At 69.5% G+C, this 25,981-nt stretch carries 24 protein-coding genes; 10 read left to right on the plus strand and 14 right to left on the minus strand.

All coding sequences use genetic code 11. The features are described from left to right. The first annotated feature begins 167 nt into the window (after positions 1-167). A complete protein-coding gene (locus BM004_RS35020) occupies positions 168-2,012 on the plus strand; it encodes a sensor histidine kinase (protein WP_093220568.1) in 1,845 nt (614 codons plus the stop codon). Positions 2,013-2,035: 23 nt separating this feature from the next. Continuing rightward, the gene (locus BM004_RS35025; RefSeq protein ID WP_256220192.1) at positions 2,036-3,379 is read left to right on the plus strand and encodes a sigma-54-dependent transcriptional regulator; all 1,344 of its coding nucleotides are present in this window, start codon (positions 2,036-2,038) and stop codon (positions 3,377-3,379) included. On the opposite strand, the gene BM004_RS35030 is transcribed toward BM004_RS35025, so the two are convergent. From BM004_RS35030 to BM004_RS35060, 7 genes are all read right to left on the minus strand, one after another. Next, positions 3,380-4,297, minus strand: coding sequence for a helix-turn-helix transcriptional regulator (locus BM004_RS35030; RefSeq protein ID WP_093220573.1), 918 nt, complete (start codon positions 4,295-4,297; stop codon positions 3,380-3,382). A gap of 151 nt (positions 4,298-4,448) precedes the next feature. Beyond that, positions 4,449-5,153 (minus strand): fumarylacetoacetate hydrolase family protein, encoded by a 705-nt coding sequence (locus BM004_RS35035; RefSeq protein ID WP_093220576.1) that lies wholly within the window; start codon positions 5,151-5,153, stop codon positions 4,449-4,451. Positions 5,154-5,236: 83 nt separating this feature from the next. Further along, a complete protein-coding gene (locus BM004_RS35040; RefSeq protein ID WP_093220622.1) occupies positions 5,237-6,193 on the minus strand; it encodes an ABC transporter substrate-binding protein in 957 nt (318 codons plus the stop codon). Positions 6,194-6,207: 14 nt separating this feature from the next. After that, positions 6,208-7,209, minus strand: coding sequence for an ABC transporter substrate-binding protein (locus tag BM004_RS35045; RefSeq protein ID WP_093220578.1), 1,002 nt, complete (start codon positions 7,207-7,209; stop codon positions 6,208-6,210). Further along, a complete protein-coding gene (locus BM004_RS35050; RefSeq protein ID WP_093129472.1) occupies positions 7,206-8,024 on the minus strand; it encodes a class II aldolase/adducin family protein in 819 nt (272 codons plus the stop codon). The genes BM004_RS35045 and BM004_RS35050 overlap by 4 nt, the downstream gene beginning before the upstream one ends. A 152-nt stretch (positions 8,025-8,176) precedes the next feature. Beyond that, a complete protein-coding gene (locus tag BM004_RS35055; protein ID WP_093220581.1) occupies positions 8,177-9,295 on the minus strand; it encodes an LLM class flavin-dependent oxidoreductase in 1,119 nt (372 codons plus the stop codon). A gap of 57 nt (positions 9,296-9,352) precedes the next feature. Then, complete coding sequence (locus BM004_RS35060) at positions 9,353-10,354, minus strand: ABC transporter substrate-binding protein (protein ID WP_093220583.1); 1,002 nt, start codon at positions 10,352-10,354, stop codon at positions 9,353-9,355. 110 nt (positions 10,355-10,464) lie between these two features. Here BM004_RS35060 and BM004_RS35065 point away from each other — a divergent pair, with 110 nt between their 5' ends. Genes BM004_RS35065 through BM004_RS35080 form a run of 4 tightly spaced genes read left to right on the plus strand, consistent with a single transcriptional unit; the run spans position 10,465 to position 14,946 of the window. After that, positions 10,465-11,724 carry an acyl-CoA dehydrogenase family protein gene (locus tag BM004_RS35065; RefSeq protein ID WP_093220585.1) on the plus strand — a complete coding sequence of 420 codons (1,260 nt, stop codon included), beginning with the start codon at positions 10,465-10,467 and terminating at the stop codon, positions 11,722-11,724. Next, positions 11,721-12,710 (plus strand): ABC transporter substrate-binding protein, encoded by a 990-nt coding sequence (locus BM004_RS35070; protein ID WP_093220588.1) that lies wholly within the window; start codon positions 11,721-11,723, stop codon positions 12,708-12,710. The genes BM004_RS35065 and BM004_RS35070 overlap by 4 nt, the downstream gene beginning before the upstream one ends. Continuing rightward, positions 12,707-13,327 (plus strand): cysteine dioxygenase family protein, encoded by a 621-nt coding sequence (locus tag BM004_RS35075; RefSeq protein ID WP_093220625.1) that lies wholly within the window; start codon positions 12,707-12,709, stop codon positions 13,325-13,327. Before BM004_RS35070 ends, BM004_RS35075 begins: the two co-directional genes overlap by 4 nt. Then, complete coding sequence (locus BM004_RS35080; protein WP_093220590.1) at positions 13,324-14,946, plus strand: rhodanese-related sulfurtransferase; 1,623 nt, start codon at positions 13,324-13,326, stop codon at positions 14,944-14,946. The genes BM004_RS35075 and BM004_RS35080 overlap by 4 nt, the downstream gene beginning before the upstream one ends. 9 nt (positions 14,947-14,955) lie before the next feature. Here the strand turns inward: BM004_RS35080 and BM004_RS35085 are convergent, their stop codons facing one another. Then, on the minus strand, positions 14,956-15,897 hold the full coding sequence (locus BM004_RS35085; RefSeq protein ID WP_093220593.1) for a LysR family transcriptional regulator: 942 nt from the start codon (positions 15,895-15,897) through the stop codon (positions 14,956-14,958). A 137-nt stretch (positions 15,898-16,034) separates the two neighbouring features. Here BM004_RS35085 and BM004_RS35090 point away from each other — a divergent pair, with 137 nt between their 5' ends. From BM004_RS35090 to BM004_RS35100, 3 genes are all read left to right on the plus strand, one after another. Continuing rightward, positions 16,035-17,039 carry a Bug family tripartite tricarboxylate transporter substrate binding protein gene (locus BM004_RS35090; protein WP_093220595.1) on the plus strand — a complete coding sequence of 335 codons (1,005 nt, stop codon included), beginning with the start codon at positions 16,035-16,037 and terminating at the stop codon, positions 17,037-17,039. Positions 17,040-17,061: 22 nt separating this feature from the next. Beyond that, complete coding sequence (locus BM004_RS35095) at positions 17,062-18,276, plus strand: FAD-dependent monooxygenase (protein ID WP_093220627.1); 1,215 nt, start codon at positions 17,062-17,064, stop codon at positions 18,274-18,276. A gap of 185 nt (positions 18,277-18,461) precedes the next feature. Beyond that, entirely contained in the window at positions 18,462-18,686 is a 225-nt protein-coding gene (locus BM004_RS35100; RefSeq protein ID WP_093129463.1) for a hypothetical protein, read from the plus strand. Between the two features lie 51 nt (positions 18,687-18,737). On the opposite strand, the gene BM004_RS35105 is transcribed toward BM004_RS35100, so the two are convergent. From BM004_RS35105 to BM004_RS35130, 6 genes are all read right to left on the minus strand, one after another. Beyond that, positions 18,738-20,216: a DEAD/DEAH box helicase gene (locus tag BM004_RS35105; protein WP_093129462.1), complete on the minus strand. Its 1,479-nt coding sequence runs from the start codon at positions 20,214-20,216 to the stop codon at positions 18,738-18,740. A 131-nt stretch (positions 20,217-20,347) separates the two neighbouring features. Further along, the gene (locus tag BM004_RS35110) at positions 20,348-21,238 is read right to left on the minus strand and encodes a KPN_02809 family neutral zinc metallopeptidase (RefSeq protein ID WP_093129461.1); all 891 of its coding nucleotides are present in this window, start codon (positions 21,236-21,238) and stop codon (positions 20,348-20,350) included. Between the two features lie 123 nt (positions 21,239-21,361). Next, positions 21,362-21,928: a dCTP deaminase gene (dcd, locus tag BM004_RS35115; RefSeq protein WP_093129460.1), complete on the minus strand. Its 567-nt coding sequence runs from the start codon at positions 21,926-21,928 to the stop codon at positions 21,362-21,364. Between the two features lie 77 nt (positions 21,929-22,005). Further along, positions 22,006-23,292, minus strand: coding sequence for a guanine deaminase (gene guaD, locus BM004_RS35120; RefSeq protein ID WP_093220598.1), 1,287 nt, complete (start codon positions 23,290-23,292; stop codon positions 22,006-22,008). Positions 23,293-23,400: 108 nt separating this feature from the next. After that, positions 23,401-24,387, minus strand: coding sequence for an SMP-30/gluconolactonase/LRE family protein (locus tag BM004_RS35125; RefSeq protein ID WP_093220600.1), 987 nt, complete (start codon positions 24,385-24,387; stop codon positions 23,401-23,403). Next, a complete protein-coding gene (locus BM004_RS35130) occupies positions 24,384-24,989 on the minus strand; it encodes a short chain dehydrogenase (RefSeq protein WP_093129457.1) in 606 nt (201 codons plus the stop codon). The genes BM004_RS35125 and BM004_RS35130 overlap by 4 nt, the downstream gene beginning before the upstream one ends. Before the next feature lie 122 nt (positions 24,990-25,111). On the opposite strand from BM004_RS35130, the gene BM004_RS35135 reads away from it, so the two are divergent. After that, positions 25,112-25,975 carry a LysR family transcriptional regulator gene (locus BM004_RS35135; RefSeq protein ID WP_256220193.1) on the plus strand — a complete coding sequence of 288 codons (864 nt, stop codon included), beginning with the start codon at positions 25,112-25,114 and terminating at the stop codon, positions 25,973-25,975. The last annotated feature ends 6 nt before the right edge of the window (positions 25,976-25,981 follow it).

The following is a 25,981-nucleotide window of genomic DNA, read 5'->3' on the forward strand; positions in this document are numbered from 1 at the left end:
TTATTGCGAAAACCGAGCCAAGCCAGGCGTACCTCATAAGTCGTTGATTCAATTGAAAATTGTGTTCTGACCTGCATACTTCGGATACAGTTCGCCGAGCCTGAATCGTCAACTTCGTTGACAGGCAAGCTTGTGCCGCCGCCTTCTTACAGCCCCCCTCTGCCCCGATGCTGATCCACGTCGTTCTCGCCTTCGCCTTGTTCGAAACGCTGGCCCTCAGCGGCGTGTTGCTGGTGTGGGCGGATCGCGTCAATGGCGCCCGTTTGCTGGCCGCGTTCCTGACCGGCATCTCGATCTGGATCACGGGCAACGAGCTGCCCAACTGGTTCGGCCCCGGCGCCGAGCACGCAATGATGTTGCTGCTGGCCACGGCACCGCTGACCTCGTCGTTCTTCTTCCATTTCTGCACCGTGTTCTGTCGTGTCGACATCGGCCGCATCGGGATCACGTGCGCCTATGCGCTCGGCGCCGGGGCCTCGCTCGCGGCAATGGTCTTCACACCCGGCTACATCGTCGAACACCGCGACATCGGCTGGCTGGCGGTGGCCGGCCCGGTCGGTTTTGCGGCGAGCATGGCGTGGGTCGTCCTTGGCATCGCTGGCGTCTGCGTGCTTCTCACCGCGCTGGCACGTGCGCGCCGGCCGGCATTCAGCCAGATTGCCGCCGTCACCGCCTCGTGCCTCTGGGGCATGCTGTGCCTCACCGGCTACGGGATTGCCGTGCTCGACTTGCCGGTCTATCCGTTTCCATTGCTGGGACTGCCGTTCTACCCGCTGATCCTGGTCTACGGCATCCTGCGCTATGGCGTCTTCGTCGCCAACGCATGGGCACGCCGTGCGCTGGTCTGGGCGCTGTTGCTCGCCCTGGGCGCCGCCATCGTGGCGTTGACGCCGCTGCTGCCCATCGAATCGCGCTGGATCGGCGGCCTTGCAGTCGCGGCCAGTTGCCTCGCGCTGAACGGACCGGTGCGCCGGTTCGCGGAACGGTTGATCTACCCCGGCGGCGAGGTCTCGGTGGCAGACCTTGGCAACTGGCGCCGTGTATTGCAGTCGGCCGAAACACCGCAAGCGCTGGCACTGCAAGCTTCCGCGCTGCTCAGCGAACGCATCGGAACGCAGGTAGAGGTCCGCATCGGCGATCCGCTTCCAGCAAGCCACGGCGTCCCTCGCCTGGTCTGCTCACGTGACGACGGGAGCGAGAGTGAAGGCGAAGGCTGGAGCGCGGTGCTCGAGGGCTGGGAGGCCGCGCCGCCGGGGCTGCGCCAGGTAGCGGAACTGTTCGGCACGGTCGTGTCGGACTCGGCCGCGCGCGCCGAGCAACTGCAGCAGAGCGCCGCACGCGAGCGCGAACGCCAGTTGCAAGCGCGGCTGGCCGAACTCGGTTCGCTGGCGGCAACGGTGGCGCACGACATCCGAAACCCGCTGAACATCATCGCCATGGCCGTCGCCGGCGCGCCAAGCGAAACCCGCCGGGAGGTCGCCGACCAGGTGGCCCGCATCTCGCACCTGACCCGCGACCTGCTGGACTACGCCAAGCCATGGAAGCTCGCGACCACGCAACTCGACATCGCGGCGCTGGTGCGCGCATGCGCCATGCGGCTGCCCGACGTGAGCCTTGGCGCCGGCCTCGAGCGTGAGCTGATGGCGAACGCCGACGCGCGGCGCGTCGAGCAGGCGCTCACCAACCTTTTCGAGAATGCGCGCACCGCTGTCGACGCCGGGGCATCGGGCGAAGCCAACCTGGCAAGACAGGACAAGGACAGCCGCGTCCACATCGACGCCGAGACGGTCGACCGCACGCTGCTGCTGCACGTCTGCGACAACGGCCCGGGTGTACCGGCGGAGATCCGCGAGCGCCTGTTCGAGCCCTTCGCCTCGCGCAGTGCTGGCGGCACCGGCCTTGGCCTGGCGATCGTCGCACGCATCATGAACGCCCATGGCGGCTCGGTCGCCCTGGGCGCCCGCCCACCCTGGCGCACCTGCTTCACGCTGAGTTTTCCCCTGACACCATGAACGACATTTCTGAAACCGGTCGCGTGCTGCTCGTCGACGACGAGGCGGCGTTCCAGCGGCTGGGCGGCGCGTTCCTGCGCGACATCGGCCACGAGGTCACGCTTGCCGGCGACGGGGAGCAGGCGCTGGCGGCCTTCGACAAGCAGCGGCCCGATCTGGTGCTGCTCGACCTGGCCATGCCACCGCACATGGACCCCGAGATCGGCCTGGAGCTGATACCGCGTTTTGCGCGCGTACCGGTGATCGTGCTCACGGGGCATGGCGAACACGAGCTCGCGCTGCGTGCGACCGAGCTGGGCGCCTGGGACTTCCTGACCAAGCCGATCGATCCGGACATGCTGCGCTTCGTGGTGGCCCGCGCATTGCGAAAGGCGCGCCTGGATGCCGAACTCCTGGCACTGCGCGCGGACCAGGCCACCGACGACCTCGGCATGGTCGGCCAGGCGCCCGCCACCGCGCAGTTGCGCACGCTGGTACGCCGCGTGGCGCGCACGGCCGTCAGCGTGCTCGTGCTGGGCCCGACCGGCACCGGCAAGGAACTGGTCGCGCGCGCGCTTCACGCATGCAGCGCGCGCAGTGCCGGGCCCTTTGTCGCCATCCATTGCGGGGCACTCTCGGCAGAGCTGCTGGAAAGCGAGCTGTTCGGCCACGTGAAGGGCAGCTTCACCGGTGCCTACCGCGACCAGCCAGGCCTGGTGGAGGCCGCGCATGGCGGCACGCTGTTTCTCGACGAGGTCGGCGAAATGCCGCCGCCCATGCAGGTCAAGTTGCTGCGCTTCCTGCAGGAAGGAGCCTTCGTGCCGGTCGGCGGCAGGACGCAGAAGCACGCCGAAACGCGCGTCGTCGCGGCGACGCACCGCGACCTCGAAGCCATGGTGCGCGAAGGAACGTTTCGAGAAGATCTTTTCTATCGCCTGAAAGGCGTGGTGCTGCGCACCCCCGCGGTGGCCGAACGGCCGGCGGACATTCCTCTTCTGGCCACGCGCTTCCTGCACCGCGTGGCGCCGGGTGCCGGCCTGTCCGCGGGCGCCCTGGCCTGGCTCACGGCGCGTGAATGGCCCGGCAACGTGCGCGAGCTGAAGGCCGTCGTCGAATCGGCCGGTGCCCTGCTGTTGCCGGAGCAGCGCGAGGTCGACGCAGACCTCTTGCGGTTGGCCAGCGGCGATGTCGCGGAGGTCTTACGGCCGGAGGCGGCCCTGTCGGCGGCCGGCACGGGTCTTCTCGACTCGGCAATGAACGAACTGGAGCTGCGGCTGGTGCGGGACACGATGGTGGCAACAAGCGGCAATCAATCGGAGGCGGCGCGCCGACTTGGAATTTCCCGGGTCGGGCTGATCAAGAAACTGATTCGCCTCGGCTTGCGCTAGCTAGCCGCGTGCGTTCACCACATGCTCGCGCCGGAAGTTTCTCGGCGTGCTCCCCACCCACTGCCGAAACCGCCGATTGAAATACGCCTCGTCCGTGAACCCGCACTGGTGCGCAATCTCCCGCACCAGCAGCGAGGTCGACGACAACAGCTCCTTCGCCCGCTCGATGCGCCGCTCGGTCACCAGGTCGGTGAACGTGCGGTCGGTCTCCTTGCGCAGCAGGTTCGCCAGGTAGTTGGGCGAGAGAAACGCGGCGGCCGCCGCATCCGTCAACGACAGCGGCTTGTCGAGGTTGTCGCGCACGTAGCGCACCACGCGCTGCAACGCGTCGCGCTGCGAGGTCTTGCCGTTGTGCTGCAGCGAAAGCCGCATCAGCGCCTGCTCCTGCCGCATGCAGGCCAGCCCGATGATCTGCTGCACGATGCCGCGCATCGCGATCTTGGCGCCGAAGTTGCGGCCGGTGTTCAGCCCGTGCAGCTCGTCGAGCCAGCCTCGCACGCGCGCGAAGTCGGCCTCGTCGAAGGCGAAGTCGACGTACTCCTGGAACAGGAAAGGCGCGAGGTCGGGGTAGCGCGCGAGCGACACGTCGTCGAGGTCGAGCGCATCGACCTCGAGCTCGGGCCACAAAAAGCGCTGGTCGAAGTTGACGATGCAGTACAGCGCGTCGGGCGGGTGCGGAATGACGTGCACCCGGTACGGCAGCACGAAGCTCAGATGGCGCGGGCCGAAGGGCCGCACCTCGCCGCCGATGGCCTGCTGGGAGCTGCCCTCGATGCCGACCTGGATCTGGAAATACGCATGCCGGTGCGGCAGCGTGAGCTCGTTGCGCGCACCCTGGAAGCGGATGTCGAAGTCGAGGTGGTCGGCACGCTCGTGCATGCCGTAGGTGCGAACGGACGTGGAGGGAGAGGGGCGCATCGGGGCGGTCGGGTCGGCTGGCGTCTGCCCGCGAGGGTACGCCAACTTGCGCGGCCCCGCGTCGCATGCCTTGGCGTGGCGTGCCGTGGTGTGGTGGCATCGCGTGCCCCAGCGAAGCCCGGCAGGTCCGCCGCGCGGGCGCCCTTCAGGCTCAGACGACCACGACCTCGAGCGCGCCCACGCCCGCCACGGTGCCGCGCATGCGGTCGCCTCGCTGCACGGCCGCCACGCCGGCCGGCGTGCCCGTGAAGATCAGGTCGCCGGGCTGCAGTGTGAACAGCGTCGACAGGTAGGCGATGGTGTCGGGCACGTTCCAGATCATGTCGGCGAGGTCGCCGACCTGGCGTTGCGCGCCGTTCACCTCGAGGCGGATCTCGCCGGCGGCCGGGTGGCCGGCCTTGACCACGGGCACCAGCTCGCCGCAGGGAGCGGAGCCGTCGAAGGCCTTGCCGGTGTCCCAGGGGCGGCCCATTTTCTTGGCCTCGCCCTGCAGGTCGCGGCGCGTCATGTCGAGGCCGACGGCGTAGCCGTAGACGTGCGCAAGCGCATCCGGTGCGGCGATGTTCGCGCCGCCGGTCTTCAGCGCGACCACGAGCTCGATCTCGTGGTGCACGTCGCTCGACAGCGAGGGGTAGGCGAACTCGCCGCCGTCGGCCACGATGGCGTTGGCCGGCTTCATGAAGAAGAACGGCGGTTCGCGGTCGGGGTTGTGGCCCATCTCGCGCGCATGCTCGGAGTAGTTGCGGCCCACGCAGAAGATGCGGTTGACCGGGAAGCGCGCGCGTTCGCCCTGGATGGGGAGAGAGTGAACGGGTGCAGGCGAAATGGCGTAGGTGGTGGCGTCGGCGGTAGTCATGCAATGACTTTAGCCAGCGCCACCCCGCGCCCGGCGGACGCATCTACGCGAGTCTTGGACTCAGCTACGTTTTCGGTGCGTCGTCATCCAGCCACGCCGAAGCCGGTGTCGAAGGTGCCCTTCACATCCAGCGGCTGCTTGATGAGCCCGACCTGCCGGTAGAAGTCGGCCGTGCCCTGCTGGTCGGCAATGACCTGCGCGTCGATGGCCACCCACTTCTGCTGGCGGCGCTCGAACTGCAGCCTGGCCGCCTCGGGCGGAATGCCGATGATGCGTGCCAGCGCGGCCGAGTAGGCGTCGACGTTGCGGTACGACCAGAGCTGCGCCTTCACCACGCGCTGCAGGAAGTCTTGCAGCACCGGCCGCTTGGCCGCGATGGCGCCGTCGGTTGCCGCGAGGTAGCTCAGCCCCGGCAGCAGGCCGCGCCCGCTGACCAGCACGCGCGCATGGTGGCTGACCTCGGCCAGCGCGGTGTAGGGCTCCCAGGTGGCCCAGGCGTCGACCGAGCCCTGCGTGAGCGCGAGTTTGGCGTCGGCCGGGGCCAGGAAGCGGATGTTCACGTCCTCGGGCTTGAGGCCCGCCGTGGTGATGGCCTTGAGCGTGACGTAGTGGCCGATGGAGCCGCGGTTCGTCGCGATGCTCTTGCCCTTGAGGTCGGCGGCGGTCTTCAGCGGTGAGTCGGGCCGCACCAGCACCGCGGTGCCGTAGGAGTCGGAGCGGTTCGCGCCGATGGCCTTCACGCGCGTGCCCGCGGCCAGCGCGAAGATGAGCGGTGCGTCGCCGATGGGGCCCGAGTCGACCGCGGCGGCATTGAGCGCCTCGGCCAGCGGCGCGGCGGCCGGAAACTCCGACCACTGGATGTCGTAGCCCAGGCCTTCGAGCCCGCCCGCGGCTTCGAGCAGCGCGCGCAGGCCGCCCTTCTGGTCACCGGCCTTGAGCACCGGCCGGCCCTGTGCGGCAACCGCGCCCGGCAGCGCGACGGCGGCGGCGACCGAAGCGCCTTGAACGAGAAACCGGCGGCGTGAACGATGGAGCGTCATGGAATTCTTGTGGTTCATGCCAGGGGATCGAAGGACACGTGTTCGGCGAACCGCGCCGGGTCGGTGCTCTTCTTGAGCACGCCCACGCCGCGGAAGTCGCGCGCGTAGAACTCGACCTCGTCGCGCAGGCTCTTGCCCAGCGGGTGGTGGTTGTGCGTGAGCGTGCCGAGCAAGGCGCGCAGGTCTTCGACCGGCACGTTGGGCGAGTACCTGGCGAACAGCCTGGCCGACTCGTTCGGGTTCTCGGCCACGTAGTCGGAGGCCTGCGCAATGGCGCGCACCAGCGAGGCGACGGTGGCCTTGTCCTTGCGCACGAGCTCGCCGCGCGCGCCGACGATGCAGCAGACCTTGTCCTTGTATTCGCCGGTGAGGTTGCTCGCCACCTCGACGTAGACGCCCTGGTTGCGCTTCTCGATCAGGTAGATGTTCGGGTCGCCGTCGGCAATGGCCTGGATCTCGCCCTTCTTCACCGCAATGTCGAGCAGGTCGGCCGGGTACTGGCGCCAGGTGACGTCCTTGTCGGCGTCGATGCCGTTCTTGGTGAGCAGGATCGAGAAGAAGTTCTTGCCCGGGCTCGTGATGTCCGACACGCCGATGGTCTTGCCCTTCAGGCTCGCCAGGTTGGTGACGCCCGCGCTCTTCGCGCCCACGAGCCGCACGCAGCCGCCGTGCGAGCTGCCGACGATCTTCACGTCGAAGCCCGACTCCAGCGGCTTGAGCCAGCGGTGGATCATGCCCACGGCCGCATCGGCCTTGGCGGTGGCCAGCGACTCCAGCAGCTGGTCGGTCGACCCCGTGTAGTTGATGAGCTCCACCTGCAGCCCGTTGCGCTCGAAGTAGCCGCGCTCCTGCGCAACCACCACGGGCGACAGGCAGAACGCCGCGGCGTTCCAGGCGAAGGTGAGCTTGCGCGACGACTGCGAGAAAGCCTGCGAGGCGATCAGGCCGCCCGAGGCGACCAAGGCGGCGGCGCCGCCTGCGCGCAGCACGCTGCGCCGGGAGAAGGGTCGGTTCACAGCAGCAGCTCGGGTTCGGCCTCGACCAGGCCTTCGTAGAGGCTGTCGAAGGAATGGATGGCGCCTTCGGGTCCGCCGATCTGGCCGTGCGTGTGGCGCGCGGTTTCTTCGTCGATGGGTTGCGGCTTGCCGGCGGCTTCGGCCAGCAACTGCGTGTGGCAGGCGTTGTCCAGCGCGATGTACCACCAGGCGGCGGCTTCCACGGTGGGGCCGGCCGTCAGGATGCCGTGGTTCTTGAGGATGGCGCCCTTCTTGTCGCCGAGTGCCTGCGCGATGCGGTCGCCCTCGCTGTTGTCGACCACCATGCCGGTGAAGTCGTCGAACAGCGCCACGTCGCCGTGGAACACGCAGGCGTCCTGCGTGAGGGTGTCGAGCTTGCGGCCCAGCGTGGACCAGGCCTTGCCGTAGGTCGAGTGCGTGTGGGCGGCGGCAACGATCTTCGGGTTGTGCTCGTGGATCGCCGCGTGGATCGCGAAGGCGGCCTTGTTGAGCGGCCTGTCGCCGATGACGGTCTCGCCCTTGGCGTTCACGAGCAGCAGGTCGGAGACCTTGATGCGCGAGAAATGAATGCCGAGCGGGTTGACCCAGAAGTGATCGGTGAGTTCGGGGTCGCGCGCGGTGATGTGGCCCGCCAAGCCCTGCGCGAAGCCGAAGCGCGCGAACAGGCGGAAGGCACCGGCCAGGCGCTCCTGGCGGTGGCGACGCTCGGCCTGCACGGTGGGGCGCGGCGGGACGGGGTCGAACCAGAACTTCTGCTGGGGGTTCGGGTTGAGCTTCAACGACGCGTGGCGGTCGATGGAAAGAACGGCACTCATGGGGACTCCGGTTGTTCGGTATTCGGTGTTGCTCCTTCCCCTTCCGGGGGAAGGCGGGGATGGGGGCACGACGGCTTCAGGGCCATGACGGTGCTGGAGGCCGTCAGCCCCCACCCCCGCCCTCCCCCGGGAGGGGAGGGAGAAAGACGGGGTCAGGCGGCTTTGCGCACGGAGGCCGCGCGTTGCGCCACCAACTCGCGCGTGCGCGGAATCAGCTCGCGCCCGTAGTCCAGCGCGTCCTCCAGCGGATCGAAGCCACGGATCAGGAAGGTCGTCACGCCCAGGTCGTAGTAGTCGAGCAGCGCATCGGCCACCTGCTCGGGCGTGCCGACCAGCGCGGTGCTGTTCGAGCGCCCGCCGATCTCCTGCGCCACCGCGGTCCACAGGCGCTTGTCCACGCGCGGGCCCTTGTCGGCCGCGGCCAGCAGGCGCTTGGCGCCTTCGCTCTGCTGCGGGCCGCCGCGGTTGTAGCCCTGCACCACGCGCAGGCGCTTGGTCTCCGCGAGGATGCTTTCGGCACGCGCCCACGCGGCTTCCTCGGTCTGCGCCACGATCGGGCGGAACGACACCGAGAAGCGCACGCTGCGCCCATGCCTGGCCGCTTCGGCGCGCACGCGCGTGGTGAGCTCGCGTGCCTGGTCGAGCGACTCGCCCCACAGCGCATACACATCGGCGTACCTGCCCGCCACGGGAATCGCGGCCTCGGAAGCACCGCCGAAGTACACCGGCACGTGCGGCTTGCCGTTGCGCGTCTGCAGCGGCTTCACCTCGGAGAACGCGTTCTGGAACCGGTAGTGCGCGCCTTCGTGGTCGAACGGCTTCTCGGCCGTCCACACCTTGTGCAGCACCTCGAGGTACTCGTCGGTGCGGGCGTAGCGCTGGTCGTGGCCGAGCCAGTCGCCGTCGCGGCGCTGCTCTTCGTCGGAGCCGCCCGAGATGTAGTGCACGCCAAGACGCCCGCCGCTGAACTGGTCGAGCGAGGCGAACTGCCGCGCGGCCAGCGTGGGCGCCACGAAGCCGGGGCGGTGCGCCAGCATGAAGTGGATGCGCTCGGTCACCGAGGCGGCGTAGGCCACGGTGAGGGTGGCGTCGGGGCTGGTCGAATGGTGCGGCACCAGCACGCGGTCGAAGCCGGCCTGCTCGTGGGCCTGCGCGAAGGCGCGCACGTAGTCGCGGTCGAGCGAGGGGCCCTTGGCCGCGTGGATCTCCGAGACCTTCTGGCCCTGGATCATGCCGATGAATTCGACGCCGTCCGGTTGTTGCTGGCTCATGGTGTTGTCCTTTTCGAGTGGGAGGTGGGGTCTGGCGTATCAGGCGAATCAGGCGGATCAAGCGGCCGGCAGGCGCAGCACGTTCTCGAAGCTGCGGTCCCACAGGGGCTTCACATCGGCGGGCCCGTCGAGCACGCCGATCTTCAGAAAGGTGTCGGCCACCTCCTGGTGGCTGCGCACGACCGCGTCGCTCACGGGGCCCAGGCTGTAGTCGCCGCTGCGGCCGTTGAAGAGCTCGACGATGTCGCCGACGGGCACGCGCGTTTCCGCCGACTGCGCACGGGCGTAGGCCAGGAAGTTGCCGTTGATCCAGGTGAAGGCGCGCTGCAGGCGCTGCAGCAGGTCGGCCAGTGCGGCGCGGCGCAGGCTGTCGTCCAGCGCGCGCGGGTTGGCGTAGATGGGGAAGTTGCCCGACAGGTAGCCCACGCCGGTCTTGATGGTGCGCGCGCCGTACTGGGTGCGCGCCAGCTGGCCGTTGTAGCCGTAGATGGCCCAGGCATCGAGGTCGCCGCGCGCGAAGGCCGAGAGGCCGTCCGACGGCGTGAGGCTCACGGCCTGGATGTCGCTGAACGACAGGCCCGCCTCGGCCAGCTGCCTGGCCAGGTAGTAATGCGAGGTGGTGGCGCGCACGTAGCCCACGCGCTTGCCCTTGAGGTCGGCAATGGTGCGGATGGGCGCGTCCTTGCGCGCCAGCGTGGCCTGGTTGTTCAGGTCTTCATGCGTCACGGCCACCAGCTTCACGCTGGACTTCTGGCGCGCGGCGAACACCGGCGGGATCTCGCTGCCCGAGCCCAGGTCGAGCGCGTCGCCGTTGATCGCCTCGATGTGCAGCACGCCGTTGTTCAGCTCGCGCCAGTCGATCTTGTAGGGCGTGCCGGCCTGCCCCGAGGCCGTGAGCAGCGGCCGCCACAGGCCCTTGTAGGTGCCCACGCGCAGCGTGACGCCCGACAGGTCGCGCGAAGGCGCCGCGGCCTGCGACCACGCGGCGGTGCCGGTGGCGGCGAGTGCCGCGGCGGCTTGCAGCAGGCGCCGCCGGTCCAAGGGGAAATCTGGTTTCATGGACCGAACCGTACCGAGCCGGGGGCCGCAAGCGAACGCAGAAAAACGAGTTTGCATATGCGGGATGCATCGTTTTCCGGCGCGGGGCCGCCCGCTACCGTGCAGGCACCATGAGTGCACTCCCCTTGCGCCGCGCGCCGGCAACGCCTGACATCCTTCCTTCGCCACCTGCCGTGCCCGCCACGGTGGACGCCGCCGTGCTGGCCCGGCTGACGGCCCGGTTCGCCTCCACCGCGGCCGACCACGACCGCAGCGGCGCCTTTCCGCGCGAGAACTTCCATGCGCTGCAGGCGCACGGGCTCATCGGCCTGGTCGCGCCCGCCGAACACGGCGGCGGCGGTGCCACGCTGGCGACCGCGCGGCGCGTGATTGCAGCGGTGGCGCGCGGCGAGCCCGCCACGGCGCTGATCCTCACCATGAGCTACCTGCAGCACCACGCGCTGACGCGCCCCGACAGCCGCTGGCCCGCGCATTTGCGTGAACAGGTGACGCGCGATGCAGTCGAGCACGGCGCGTTGATCAACGCCCTGCGCGTGGAGCCCGCGCTGGGCTCGCCGGCCCGCGGTGGCCTGCCGGGCACCGTGGCGCGCCAAGTGCGCGAAGGCCAGGGCAAGAGTTGGAAGATCGACGGCCACAAGCTCTACACCACCGGCATCGAAGGCCTGGGCTGGCTCGCGGTGTGGGCCCGCACGGACGAGGCCACGCCGCGCACCGGCGTGTTCCTGGTGCCGCGCAACGCACCCGGCGTGCGCGTGATCGCGAGCTGGGACCACCTGGGCCTGCGCGCCTCGGGCAGCCACGAGGTGGTGTTCGAGAACGTCGCCGTCGACCTCGACCATGCCGTCGACCTGCGCGCACCGGCCGACTGGGCGCCCGATGCGGGCAGCCAGACCGACATCGACGCGCACGCCACGCAGCAGGCCTGGATGACGGTGCTGCTCGGCAGCCTCTACGACGCCGTGGCCACGGCCGCGCGCGACTGGCTGGCGGGCTTTTTGAACCAGCGCGCACCGGGCAGCCTGGGCGCGCCGCTGGCCAGCCTGGCGCGCGTGCAGGAGCACGTGGGCGAGATCGAGGCGCTGCTGCGAACCAACCGCGTGCTGCTCGACGACGCCACGGCGGCGGTCGACGGCGGCCATGCACAACCCGCCGCCGACAGCGGCCTGCTCAAGTACAGCGTGACGGGCAACGCCATTCGCGCGGTCGAACTGGCGCTGCAGCTCAGCGGCAACCACGGCCTCACGCGCGCGAACCCGCTGGAGCGGCACTACCGCGATGTGCTGTGCAGCCGCATCCACACGCCGCAGAACGACGCGATCCTGGTGGCGGCGGGCAAGCGCGCGCTGCTGGCTTCGGGAGCTGCTGCATGACCTCGCTGCTGTTCTCCGCGGCCTCGCGCCGCCACTGGCTCAAGCAAGGCGTGGCGCTCTCGCTGGGTGCCGTTGGCGCCGCCGGTTCGCTGCGCGCGTTCGCGCAGCCGCAGACCACGCTGGTGCTCGGCGACCAGGCGGGCGGCCTTCGCTCGCTGTTCGAGGCATCGAAGGCGCTCGAAGGCGCTCCCTTCGCCTACCGCTGGGCCAACTTCCAGGGCGCTGCGCCGCTCTTCGAGGCGCAGCGCAGCTCGGCCGTCGACACGGCCATGGCGGGCGACCTGCCCGTGCTGGCCGCGGCCGTCGGCAAGACGCCGCTGAAGATCGTCGCCACGCGCGTCGGCAAGGCCGATTCGCTGGGCATCGTGGTGCAGCCCGGCTCCAGGCTGCGCAGCGTGGCCGACCTGCGCGGACAGACCGTGATCGTCTCGTCGGCGCGCGGCAGCATCTCGCAGTACCAGCTGTACGGTGCGCTCGAAGAGGCCGGCGTGAAGCGCGAGGAGGTGACGGTGAAGTTCGTGCTGCCGACCGACGCGGCCGCCGCGTTCGCGTCGAAGCAGATCGACGCATGGGCCGTGTTCGATCCGTACTACACGATCGCGCTGCAGCAGGGCGGCCGCATCCTGCGCGACGGGCGCGGCATCAACACGGCGCTGGGCTTCATCACCGCCACCGAGTCGTCGCTGGCCGACCCGGCCAGGCGCGCGGCCATCGTGCAGTTTCTCGAGCGGCTCGGCCGTGCCGGCGACTGGGCCCTGGCCAACCCCGAAGCCTATGCGCAGGCCTACAGCCAGCTCACGCGGCTGCCCATCGAGTCGTCGCGCCTCATCACCGCGCGCGCGTCGGTGGCGGGCCGGCCGGTGAGCGAGGCGGACATCGTCGCACTGCAGGCCGTGGCCGACCGCTCGGCGCGCGACGGCATCCTGCCGGTGCGGGTGGACGTGCGCGCGATCACCGACACGACCGTGTGGAAGCGCCCGGCGTGACGGGGCCTTCTTCGATCGCGCCGCTGCGCGAATTCGTCGGCGCCTTCGGCCGGCTGCTCGACGGCGCGCCCGACGAGCCCCGCATCCTCTCGGAAGGCGGCGCGCTGCTGCGCACGCTGGTGGCGCGCGACGACTGGCTGCCCGATGCCTTCGCGCAGCCCGACCCGGCGCGCTACCAGCAATTCCTGCTGCACGCGGACAGCACCGAGCGCTTCTCGGTCGTGAGCTTCGTGTGGGGGCCGGGGCAGGCCACGCCGGTGCACGACCACACGGTGTGGGGGCTGATCGGCATGCTGCGCGGGGCGGAGTACAGCCAGGGCTTCGTGTTCGACCCCGAAGGCCACGCGCAGCCCCGGGGCGAGGCGGTGCGGCTCGACGCGGGCGACGTGGAGGCCGTGTCGCCCACCGTCGGCGACCTGCACCGCGTGCACAACGCGCACGCCGACCGCGTGTCGATCAGCATCCATGTCTACGGCGCCAACATCGGCGCCGTGCGGCGGCATACTTACCCGACGGAGGGTGGCCGCAAGCCCTTCGTCTCCGGATACTCCAACACGCTGCTGCCCAACCTGTGGGACCGCAGCGCCGAACTCAGATCCAGCGCCACACTCGCATGACGACTTCCGCCTTTTCCGTTCTGTCCTTCGCCGCGGTGCGCGAGCGCCTCATCGCGCGCGACGAAATCGCCCTGCTCGACGTGCGCGAGGAAGACCCCTTCGCGCAGGAACACCCGCTGTGGGCCGCGAACCTGCCGCTGTCGCGCACCGAGATCGAAGCCTGGCGTCGCATTCCGCGGCGCGACACGCTGATCGTGCTGTACGGCGAACACGACGGCACCGACCTGGCGCCGCTGGCCGCGAAGACCTTCGCCACGCTGGGCTACACGAGCGTGCACCTGCTCGAAGGCGGCCTCGAAGGCTGGCGCCGGGCCGGCGGCGAACTGTTCCGCGACGTGAACGTGCCGAGCAAGTCCTTCGGCGAACTGGTCGAGCACGAACGGCACACGCCCTCGCTCTCCGCGCCCGAGGTGAAGGCGCTGGTCGAGGGCAAGGCCGATGTGGTGGTGCTCGACGCGCGCCGCTTCGACGAATACCGGACGATGAGCATTCCGTCGGCCACCAGCGTGCCCGGCGCCGAGCTGGTGCTGCGCGTGCGCGAGCTGGCGCCCGACCCGGCCACGCAGGTCATCGTGAATTGCGCGGGCCGCACGCGCAGCATCATCGGCACGCAGTCATTGGTGAACGCGGGCATTCCGAACCCGGTGGCGGCGCTGCGCAACGGCACGATCGGCTGGAAGCTCGCGGGGCAGGTGCTGGACCACGGCGCCACGCGCCAGGCGCCTGCCACCGTTTCCGAAGCGCACCGCGCCCAGGCGCAGGCCGATGCGCGGCGCGTGGCCGACCTGGCCGGCGTGCGCCGCACCGCGCTCGACGCGTTGCACACGCTCGAAGCGCCGGGGCGCACCGTGTACCGCTTCGACGTGCGAACGCCCGAGGAGTACGCGGCGGGCCACCTGTCCGGCTTTGCCAGCGCGCCCGGCGGGCAGCTGGTGCAGGAAACCGACCACCAGGTGCCGGTGCGTGGCGCGCGCATCGTGCTGGCGGACGACGACGGCGTGCGCGCGTCGATGAGCGCATCGTGGCTCGCGCAGATGGGGTGGGAGGTGTACGTGCCCGATGCCGTGCCGACGCTGGCGGACCTCACCGAAACGGCGACGCCCGCCACTGCGCACCCGCCGGTCGCGGCCGTCGTGGGAGAAGTCACGCCGGCCGAACTGGCTGCGCTGCTGAAGCAGGAGGGCACGGCGTTGATCGACGTGACCACCGGCGTCAACTACGTGAAGCGCCACATTCCGGGTGCCTGGTTCGTGATTCGCGCGCAGTTGCCGCATGCGGTGGATGCCGTCATTCCCGCGTCGCGGCGCTACGTGCTGACCTGCGGCAGCAGCCTGCTCGCGCGCTATGCCGCGGCCGACCTGCGCGCGTTGCTCGATGCGCGCGGCCAACGAGATGTGGAGGTGCTGGTGCTCACCGGCGGCAACACGGCATGGTTTGCCGCGGGCCTCGAAGCGGAGACCGGCGAGACACGGCTGGGCACGCCGCGCACCGACCGCTATCGCCGGCCCTACGAGGGCACCGATGCGCCCACCGAAGCGATGCAGGCTTACCTGGACTGGGAATTCGGCCTGGTCGCGCAGCTGGGGCGCGACGGCACGCATCACTTCAACGTGATTTAGCTGGCACCGTCAGGCGCGCTGCGCCATCGCCGCGACCACGCACTGGCTGAAGGCCTGCGTGGCTGGCATCACCTCGCCGCCCTTCTTGGTGATCTCGAAGAACTCCAACGAAACGAGCGGGTCCGCAAGCGGCACGAGGTTCAGCGCATAGCGGGACGCGGCCGCCGCCACGAAGGACGGCAGGATGGCACTGCCCGCGCCCGCCTCCACCATCGCAAGCACGGTGTGCAGATGGTTGAAGGCCCTGCGCGGCTCGTTGCCGCGCCCGATGGCGGTGAGGTGGGAGTCGACCAGCTGCTGGATCGGGTTGTCGATGGGCAGGCACACGAGCGCCACGCCGTCCAGGTCGCGCCAGGCCACGCCGCGTGGTGTGCGAGAGGCGGCGGCTTTCGGGGTCCGGGTGGCCTTCGCGGTCTTGGTCACCCGCGTGGCCTTTCGGCTCACGAGCACGAGATCGGTCTTCAGCAGCGGCTGCCGGCGGATGCCGCTGGCCGCCTGCAGGAACACGCCGTAGCCCACGTCGATCTGCGCCTCTTGCACGCGGTCCTGGATCTGCGCGCGGTCCAGGTCGTGCACCTCGACCATCACGCCGGGGTGCGTGCGGGCAAACGCCTCGCACGCGGCGGGCAGCAGGCAGGACGCCACCAGCGGCGTGGCGCCGACCGACAGCGTCTGCTGGCGCGATTCCGAAAGACGCCCCAGCGCCGCGGCCGCGCCGTCGAGCTCCGCCAGCACGCGCGTGGCCACGGGCACGAAGGCGCGGCCCGCCGGCGTGAGCGAGACCGCCCGGGTGGTCCGGTCGAAGAGCCGGCAATCGAGCTGCGCCTCGACGTCGCGCAGCATGCTGCTCAGGCCGGCCTGCGTGATGTGAAGTTGCTCGGCCGCGCGCGTGAAGCTCTGCAGCCGCGCGATGGCCAGGAAGGCCCTGATCTGGCGCTGGGACAGGTTCATCGGTCGTTGGTCCCCAATTAATAACCTCTGCTTGTCAGTTCAGATGGTTTTCAGATTTTACTAATTGATGGGAACGCGCTGGAATGCGGGCATCAGGCAAAGGCCTGCCGCACACCTCAGGACAAACGGGACACCAGATGAGACATACACCCTTCGCGCAGTGCGCACCGCGCGCGCTGACGCGCCTTGGCCTTGCATTGACCGCCTTCGCCACCCTCGGCTTCAGCGCGGCAGCCAACGCGGCACCCACCGACTTTCCCGACAAGCCGATCACCGTCGTCGTGCCCTTTCCCGCCGGCGGGCCGACCGACGCCAGCGCGCGGCTGTTCGCGCGCGCCATGGGCGACAACCTGGGCCAGCCGATCGTCGTGGACAACCGCGCGGGCGCGGCCGGCACTGTCGGCAGCGCCTGGGTGGCGCGCGCCGGCGCGGACGGCTACACGCTGCTCTGGGGCGGCACCAGCACGCTGGCCGTCGCGCCCAAGCTCTACAAGAACCTGAAGTACGACGCCAAGTCGTTCATTCCGGTGGGCATGGCGCTGCGTGGCCCGCTCATGCTGGCGGGCCGGCAAGGCCTGGCGCCCAACACGCTGCCCGAGCTGCTCAAGTACGCGAAGGACCAGGCCCTGACCGTGGGCAGCGCCGGCAACGGCTCCATCGGGCACCTGGCCACCGAGTACCTGAAGGAGCGCGCGCACATTCCGCTGACCCACGTGCCGTACCGCGGCGGCAGCCCTGCCATCACCGATGCGCTGGGCGGGCAGATCGACCTGGTGTTCGACACGGCGGCGGCGCTCGCGCCCTATATCAAGAGCGGAAAGCTCAAGGCCTACGCGGTGACGGGCGCGCAGCCCTATGCGCCGCTGCCGCAGGTTGCGCTGATGAAATCGGCCGTCGACGGCTACGAGGCCTATTCGTGGTTCGGGCTGGTGGCCCCCGCGAACACGCCCGCGCCGGTGGTGCAGAAGCTGTCGCAGGCCTTTGCCAAGGCGGCGCAGTCGGACGAGGTGCGGCGCGAACTGGCCGCCACGGGCGTGGAGCCCGGCGTGGCCGGCGCGGCGGAATTTGCCAAGGTCATCGGGGCGGACTTTGCCAAGTGGTCCGCCCTGATCACGCGCGCCAACGTGCGCGCGGACGACTGACATGGGCACCGAGGGCAAGACCATGAAGCAAAAGATCCTGATCGCCGGCGCGGGGCTCGGCGGCCTGACCGCGGCGCTGGCATTGATCCGCCGCGGCCACGAGGTGCACGTGTTCGAGCAGGCCCAGGCGCTGGGCGAAGTGGGCGCGGGTCTGCAGCTCAGCGCCAACGCAACGCGCATCTTCGCCGACCTGGGCGTGGCGCAGGCACTGCGCGAGCGGGCCAGCGAACCCGCGGGCAAGGAAGTGAGGCTGTGGAACACCGGGCAGACCTGGAAGCTGTTCGACCTGGGCGCGGAATCCATCGCGCAATACGGGCACCCCTACTACACGATGTACCGCCCGGACCTGCACCAGGTGCTCGTCGACGCGGTGACAAGCGCCCAGCCCGGCGCCATCGTGCTCGGTGCGCGCTGTGAAGGTTTCGAGAGCACCAGTACCGGCACCAGCACGGGCGTGGCGCTACAGCTTGCCGGTGGCCGGCGCATCGAAGGCGACCTGCTGGTCGGCGCGGACGGTGTGCATTCGCGCATTCGCGCGCAGCTCTTCGGCGGCGATGCGCCCGCGTTCTCCGGCTGCCTGGCATGGCGCGGCGTCATTCCGGCGCAGCGGTTGCCCGAGCGGCTGCGCCGGCCCGTGGCCACCAACTGGATCGGGCCCGGCGGGCACGTCATTCACTACCCGCTGCGGCGCGGCGAACTCGTGAACTTCGTGGGCATCGTCGAGCGCGGCGACTGGACCCAGGAGTCGTGGACCACCGCGGGCACCGTGGCCGAGTGCGCCGGCGATTTCGCGGGCTGGCATGAAGACGTGCAGACGCTCATCCGCAGCATCGAGACGCCGTACAAATGGGCGTTGATGCAGCGCGAGCCCATGAACCGGTGGTCGGTCGGTCGGGTCACGCTGCTGGGGGATGCGTGCCACCCCACGCTGCCGTTCCTCGCGCAGGGTGCGGCCATGGCGATCGAGGACGGCGCAATGCTCGCGCGATGCATCGATGCCGGCGCGGCCGATGTCGAGCGGGCCCTGGTGCGCTACGAGCAGGCCCGGACCGAACGCACTTCGCGCATCGTGCGCGGCTCTTCGGAGAACGCGCGGCGCTTTCACAACCCGGCGCTGGCATCGGCGGAAGGCGCGGTCGCGTATGTCGACAAGGAGTGGAGCGAAGCGCGCATCCGCGAGCGGTATGACTGGCTCTTCGACTACAAGGTCGATCAGGTGGCGCTGCCCGCCGCATAGCGGGCGCGGTGGGCGCGGTGGGCGCGGTGGGCGAAAGCCGGTCGGTGAAAGCCGCCTGAAAGGCTGCGCAGCGTGCCCGCTTGCAACGGGCCGGTCACACTGTTGCGCGCGGGTAAAGGGCGTCATCCGGCAGGCAGGCGGGGCGTTGGTTGTGCATACCGACAACAACTCCCAGGAGCTTCGCCATGAGATCCCCTCTGCTTCTCGCCTTGTCCGCCGCCGCGCTGGCGGCGACCCTGACCGGCTGCGTGGTTGCACCGGCCCAACCGGTGTACGCAGCGCCGCCCGGCGTGGCCTACGTGGCGCCTACCTATGTGTCACCGGGTGTCGGGTTCGTGTGGGCCTATCACCCGCGATTCGGGTGGGGCTGGCGTCACCCCCAGTCCGGCTGGCACCGCGGCTGGAGGTAATGCCTAGAGCTTGAGAACTGCGGCGCATGACGCCGCGGTTCACCGGGCAGATCAGCTCGGCTCGGCGCTCTTGAACAGCGCAGCGACCTTGCGCTTGCTCTTGATGTTGCTCGACACGCCGCGTGCGGGCGCTGCCTTTGCGGTGGCTTCCCACGCCGGCGTGGCGTCGGCCGGCGCACCCGGCTCGTAAGGCTTGTCGAAGAACGGGTCGCGCGGCGCCGAAGGCGCGCGGTGCGGGCGTCCGCCACCGCCGCGGCGGGCGTCGCTGCCGCTCAGGCTGCTGCTGCGTTCGCGCGGCTGGTCGAGCACGTCGCGTGCGTCGCCGGCTTCGCCTTCTTCACGCCAGTGGCGGCGTCCGTCGTTGATGCGGCCGCGCGGGCGGTCTTCCTCGAACTCGACCGGCTCGAGCTCGATCTTCTTCTTGATCAGCTTCTCGATGTCGGCCACCAGGCGCGCGTCGTTGCCGCCGCTGGCGAAGCTCACGGCCAGGCCGGAGGCGCCGGCACGGCCCGTGCGGCCGATGCGGTGCACGTAGTCTTCGGCGTTGAACGGAATGTCGAAGTTGAAGACCGCGGGCACGTCCTTGATGTCGAGGCCGCGGGCCGCAACGTCGGTGCACACCAGCAGGTCGACCTCGCCGGCCTTGAAGGCGGCGAGCGCCTTCAGGCGTTCGTCCTGGCTCTTGTCGCCGTGCAGTGCGGTGGTGCGGTGGCCGTCGCGTTCGAGCGAGCGCGCAAGGCGGGCGCAGCCCAGCTTGCTGTTGACGAACACGAAGGCCTGCGTGATGCCGCGCTGCTTCACGATCTGGGAGAGTGCGCGGCGCTTGTCGTCGTCGCTCACGCTGAAGAAGCGTTGCTCGACGGTGGAGGCCGTTTCGTTCGGGCGCGCCACTTCAATGGTGACCGGGTTCTGCAGGTAGCTGCCGGCGAGGCGCTTGATTTCGGGCGAGAACGTGGCCGAGAACAGCAGCGTGGTGCGCTGCTTGGGCAGGTAGCTCAGGATGCGCTGCAGGTCGGGCAGGAAGCCGATGTCCAGCATGCGGTCGGCTTCGTCGAGCACGACGTATTCGACCTGGTTGAGCACCGCGTTCTTGGCTTCGATGTGATCGAGCAGCCGGCCCGGCGTGGCGACCAGCACTTCGACGCCCTTCTTCAGTTCCAGCGTCTGCGGCTTCATGTCGATGCCGCCGAACACGACCGTGCTGCGCAGGTTGGTGTACTTGGCATACAGCTTGACCTGTTGGGCGACCTGGTCGGCCAGTTCGCGCGTGGGCAGCAGCACCAGGGCCCGGACCGGGTGCCGCGCGGGCGAGGTGGAGGCGTTTTCGTGCTTGAGCATGCGCTGGAGCAACGGAAGCGAGAACGCCGCCGTCTTGCCGGTACCGGTCTGGGCGGCGCCCATCACATCCTGGCCCGAAAGCACGACCGGAATGGCCTGCTCCTGGATGGGTGTCATGGTCTCGTAGCCCATTTCGGCCACGGCGCGCGCCAGCGGTTCCGCCAGCATCAGATTGGAGAAGGAGCTTGTCATTGAGCCCGCTATTGTCGCACTGCCGCAAAAAATGGCAGTGACTGCGGCGTGACAACGTCCGCGATGGCGGAATTGCTATTTATTCAATAGCATCGAACGCAGCGCTCATGCGCGCTTCAAGGCCACGCAGCTCAAAGGCTGCGTGCATTGAAGGTGTCGCACGACTTGATGTCGCCGCTTTGATACCCCGCGCCGAACCACCGTTGGCGCTGCGCGCTCGAGCCGTGGGTGAAGCTGTCGGGCACCACGGCACGGCCCGCGGAACGCTGCAGCGCGTCGTCGCCGATCTTCTGCGCGGCGTTCATCGCGGCCTCGATGTCGCCCGGGTCGAGCCACTTCTTCGACTCCTGCGAATGGTGGGCCCAGATGCCCGCGAAGCAGTCGGCCTGCAGCTCGACGCGAACGCTCATCGCGTTGTTCTGCGTCTGGCTCAGCCGGTTGCGCATGCCGTCGACCTTGGCGGTGATGCCGAGCTCGTCCTGCACGTGATGGCCGACCTCGTGCGCGATGACGTAGGCCTGCGCGAACTCGCCCGGCGCGCCGAGCTGGTTCTTCAGGGTGTCGTAGAAGCCCAGGTCGATGTAGACCTTCTGGTCGCCCGGGCAGTAGAACGGCCCCATGGCCGATTGGCCCGTGCCGCAGGCCGTGGGCGTGGCATTGCGGAACAGCACCAGGCGCGGTGCGTGGTACGTGCCGCCGTTCTGCTTGAAGATGCCCGTCCAGACCACTTCGGTGTTCTTGAGCACCGTGGAGACGAAGGCCGCCTCGCGGTCGCCCGACGGCGGCTTGGGCGCCGGGCCTTGCTGCTGTTGCTGCACCTGCGCGGGGCCACCGCCGCCGCTCAACAGGCTCAGCACGGTGAGCGGGTTGATGCCGAAGACCCAGCCCGCGATCAGCGCGACCGCGATGGTGCCGATGCCGATGCCGCGACCGCCGATGAAGCCGCCACCACCACCGCCGCCACCGCCTTCACCGCGGCGGTCTTCGACGTTGTCCGATTGTTCGTTGCCTTCCCATCTCATCGCGCTCTCCTTGCCGGCCTGTTTGCAGGAGTATTGGCCGGTGTTCGCAGGATGGTACTTGCCCCGGCGCCCGCCCGGGGTAACCGGGCGTCAGCGCCCGTCAGCGGCCGGCCCGCGGATCCGTCAGGTTTTCGGCAGAGTGACGCCGCGCTGGCCCTGGTACTTGCCGCCGCGGTCCTTGTAGCTGGTCTCGCAGACCTCGTCGCTCTCGAAGAACAGCACCTGCGCGCAGCCTTCGCCCGCGTAGATCTTGGCGGGCAGCGGCGTGGTGTTGCTGAACTCCAGCGTCACGTAGCCTTCCCACTCGGGCTCGAAGGGCGTCACGTTGACGATGATGCCGCAGCGCGCGTACGTGCTCTTGCCCAGGCAGATGGTCAGCACGTTGCGCGGGATGCGGAAGTACTCCACGGTGCGCGCCAGCGCGAAGCTGTTCGGCGGAATGATGCAGTAGTCGCCGTGCATGTCGACGAAGCTCTTCTCGTCGAAATTCTTCGGGTCGACCACGGTGCTGTGGATGTTGGTGAAGACCTTGAACTCAGGCGCGCACCGGATGTCGTAGCCGTAGCTCGAGGTGCCGTAGCTGATGATCTTGTGGCCCGCGGATTCGCGCACCTGGCCCGGTTCGAAGGGCTCGATCATTCCTTCGTTTTCGGCCATGCGCCGGATCCATTTGTCGCTCTTGATGCTCATATGCGCTCGCTGCTGCTGCGGGGGAATCGGGGGCGAATTGTGGCATGGGCGCCCCTGCACCCTCCCCCGGGCGCGGTTCAGCCCGCCTGCGAGATCACCGTCCGCTCGACCAGCCGGTCGTCGCCCAGCACGATCATCGCGAACAGCATTTCCTCCAGCGTGTTCGCCAGCTTCGTCTTGCGCGCCAGCAGCGGCGTGGCCGCCGGATCGAGCACCAGAAAGTCGGCCTCGCAGCCCGGCTGCAGGTTGCCGACCACGCCGTCGAGCCCCAGCGCGCGCGCCGCGCCGCCGGTGTGGCGCCACCAGAGTTCCGAAGGCGCGATGCTCAGGCCGGCCTTGGTCTGGCCCTCGCGGCCCACGTAGTACGCCGCCATCATGGTGTGGAAGGGGCTGAAGCTGGTGCCGCCGCCCACATCGCTGGCCAGGCCGTAGGGATAGCCCGTGCGGTCGGCCGCGCCGAAGTCGAAGAAGCCGCTGCCCAGGAACAGGTTGCTGGTCGGGCTGACGGCCGCCGCCGTCTTGGTGTCGCGCAGCAGCGCGCGGTCGGTGTCGTCCAGGTAGATGCAGTGCGCGTAGACGGCGCGCTCGCGCATCAGGCCGAAGCCGGCGTAAACGTCGAGGTACGAGCGCGACTGCGGATACAGCTCGCGCACCCACGCCACCTCGTCGCGGTTTTCCGCCACGTGCGACTGGATCCAGGTGTCGGCGTACTTCGCGGCCAGCTCGCCCGCGCCGCGCATCTGCGCGTCGGTGCTCGCGGGTGCGAAGCGCGGCGTGATGGCATAGCCCAGCCGGTCGACGTTGTGCCACTTGCGGATCAGCGCCTCGGTGTCGACCAGGCTCTGCTCGGTCTGGTCGCGCACGCCGTCGGGCGAATTGCGGTCCTGCAGCACCTTGCCGGTGATCATGCGAAGCCCGCGGCGCTGGGCACCCTCGAAGAAGGCATCGACCGAGGCCACGTGCGAGGTGGCGAAGGTCAGCGAGGTGGTGACGCCGTTGCGCAGCAGTTCGTCGAAGAACACGCCGGCCACTTCGTTCGAATGCGCGGGGTCGGCGAACTTGCTTTCGGCCGGAAAGGTGTAGTTCTCGAGCCAGGGCAGCAGCCCCGGCGAGGGTGAACCGATGATGTCGGTCTGCGGAAAGTGGATGTGCATGTCCACGAAGCCCGGCGCGAGGATGCGCCCGGGCAGGTGGGTCACTTCGGCGTCGGCATGGCGCGGCGCAACGGCGGCATGGCTGCCGGCATCGAGCACGCGCTGGCGGCCGGTGCTGTCGGGCGCGATCACCAGCAGGCCGTCTTCATCGAAAACGGGCTGGCCGGCGGCGTCGAATCGCAGGAGGGAGGCGCGGTAGGCTTTTTTCATCGTGGATGCGGAGGGTAATCCAGCCCTGCCGCCCCGCAATTTCCATGCGCATATGAGTGCTATATGCCTTGCGCACCCCCTCTGCCTGCGCCCCCTTGCCCCCTGGCCTCAATGCGGCAACGCGCGCGACTGGATGTCGAAGGGCACGCCGGTGGGCACCGGCCCGCCGGTGTCCTTGCGCTTGGTGAGCAGCCCGTACTTCGACTCGATGAAGTAGACGCGGTCGCCCAGCACCGCGCCGGACGACGGATCGTTCAGCCCCGTCACCACGGTCTGCAGCCCCAGCGTGTTGCTGCCTGTGCGTGCCACGGTGATCTGCCCGCCGCAGGGCCCGTCGCCGAAGGCATTGCTCTCGAACAGCACGAGCCGACCGGGCTTCCACGCGCGGATCGCGTCGACGTTCTTCAGCACGCGCGGCGCCTCGATGCGCACCGCGTCACCGGCCCGGCCGTCGGCGCCAAGCCCGATGCGCAGCAGGTACGGCGCTGCCGCCACCAGGCTCACATAGACGCGCTGCCCGTCGATGGCGATGCCGTTCAGCCCCTTGTACGGGCCGGCGCCTGCCAGGGCCTCGTCTTCCTTCCACACCGTGAGCGCCTTGGCGCCCGGCGCGAGCTTCAGCACGCGCGGGTGATACGAGTCGGTCACGTAGAGATTGCCGTGCGCGTCCTGCGCAAGGTCGTTGCAGTAGCCGTCGTCGGGCATCGCGTAGCTCGCGCGCGGCGCGCCCGTGGCGAGGTCGTAGCGCTTGAGCGCGCTCGGTGTCTGCGGCACCGTGGTGAACCCGCTGCTGCCCGAGCAGACCCAGAGCGCTGCATGCGTCGCATCGACCAGCACGCCCTGCCCGTTGGCCAGCCCGTTGGCGCCGGGCTTCACCAGCACCTCGGCCTTCGGTGCCCCAGCCGACTTTGCCGGCTTCAGGCGCGCAACCGCCCCCTGGCGCCAGCTGCCCACGTAGAACGCGCCGTCCGGCCCGATGGCGACGCTTTCCGGATACCAGTCCTCGGGCAGCAGCTGGACCGCGGGCGGCGCGGCCACGGTCACGGCCGCAGCCAGCGCCAGCGACGCACCCGCGAACAAGCCCCGCGCGCTCATTGCCACACGCGGTACACCCGCCCCGTTTGCGGCCCTTCCACACTGCGCACGTAGGCCTGCGCAGCCCGCGCGGCCGGCACCGATTCGAAGCCCGGAAAGAACGGCCCGTACGACGGCAGCGACTCCGTCAGCACCGTCGGGCTCACCGCGTTGATGCGCAGGCCGCGCGGCAGTTCGATGGCCGCGCCGCGCACGAAGCCTTCCACCGCCGCATTCACCGCCGTCGCGTTGGCGCCCTGCCGAATGGGCTCTTGCGCCACGATGCCGGTGGTCAGCGTGATCGAGCCGCCGTCGGCCAGCACGTGCTGCCCCAGCAGCGCCAGGCGCACCTGGCCGAGCAGCTTGTCCTGCAGGCCGGTGTTGAAGTCGGCCGGGCGCATCTCGCTCACCGGCCCGAAGAACAGGCCGCCCGCCGCCGACACGATCGCATCGACGCGCCCGACGGCCGCGTACAGCGCCTCGACGCTCGCATCGCTCGTGATGTCGACCTGATGGTCGCCGCGCGTGCGGCCCGCGCGAATCACCTCGTGGCCGCGCTCGGCCAGCGCCTGCGCCACCGCGCTGCCAACGGCGCCCGTGGCGCCCACAACCAGAACTCTCATAAGAAACCTCTCCGGATGGATTCAACAAGCGGCCATTGTTTTGCGAACCTTCCGTTTGATAAATTGGCATCCAGTTCTCTCATTCAAAACTATTGGTTCTTAATATGGACAAGCTCCGCGCCATGGAAGTCTTCGTCGCCACGGTGGACGCGGGCAGCTTCGCCGCTGCCGCCGAGGCGCTCGACCTGTCGGCCGTGATGGTCGGCAAGCACATCCGCCAGCTCGAGGCGCAGCTTGGCGCGCGCCTGCTGGAGCGCACCACGCGCCGCCATGCGCTCACCGAGATCGGCGCGGCCTACCTCGAGCGTTGCCGCGACGTGCTGGCCAGCGTGCACACCGCCGACGGCGTGGCCGAGTCGCTGCGCGCCATGCCGCAGGGCGTGCTGCGCGTCACCGCGCCCGTGGCCTACGGCGCGCACCGGCTCACGCCGGTGATCAGCGACTACATCGCTGCCTATCCGCAGGTGAAGGTCGACCTGAGCCTGAACGACCGCGTGGTCGACCTCGCCGAGGAAGGCTTTGACTGCGGCATCCGCTCGGGCGCCGCGGTCGACGAGCGGCTCATTGCCAGGCCGCTCGCGCTGGCGCGCATGTTCGCCGTGGCCAGCCCCGAATGGGTGGCGCGCCACGGCCAGCCGAAGCACCCGTCCGAGCTCGAGGCCTTCCCGCTGCTCGGCTTCGCCAGCTGGGGCCCGGACCACGCGTGGCGCTTCACGCGCAACGGCCGGACCGTGCACGTGCCGGTGCGCGGCCCGCTCACCACCAACAACGGCCAGGCCCTGCTGGCCGCCGCCATGGCCGGCGTGGGCGTGATCGTGCAGGCCGACGCGCTGCTCGGGCCCGCGCTGGCCTCGGGCCAGGTGGTGCAGTTGCTGCCTGAATGGGAACTGCCCACGCGGCAGGTGCACATCATGCGAATGCCGGAGGCGCGGCCGAGCGCGAAGCTGCGGACCTTCGTGGATTTCGTGGTGGAGCGGCTGGGTTGAAGAACC

It is taken from the genome of Variovorax sp. OK212 (assembly GCF_900112425.1).
Classification (GTDB): domain Bacteria; phylum Pseudomonadota; class Gammaproteobacteria; order Burkholderiales; family Burkholderiaceae_C; genus Variovorax.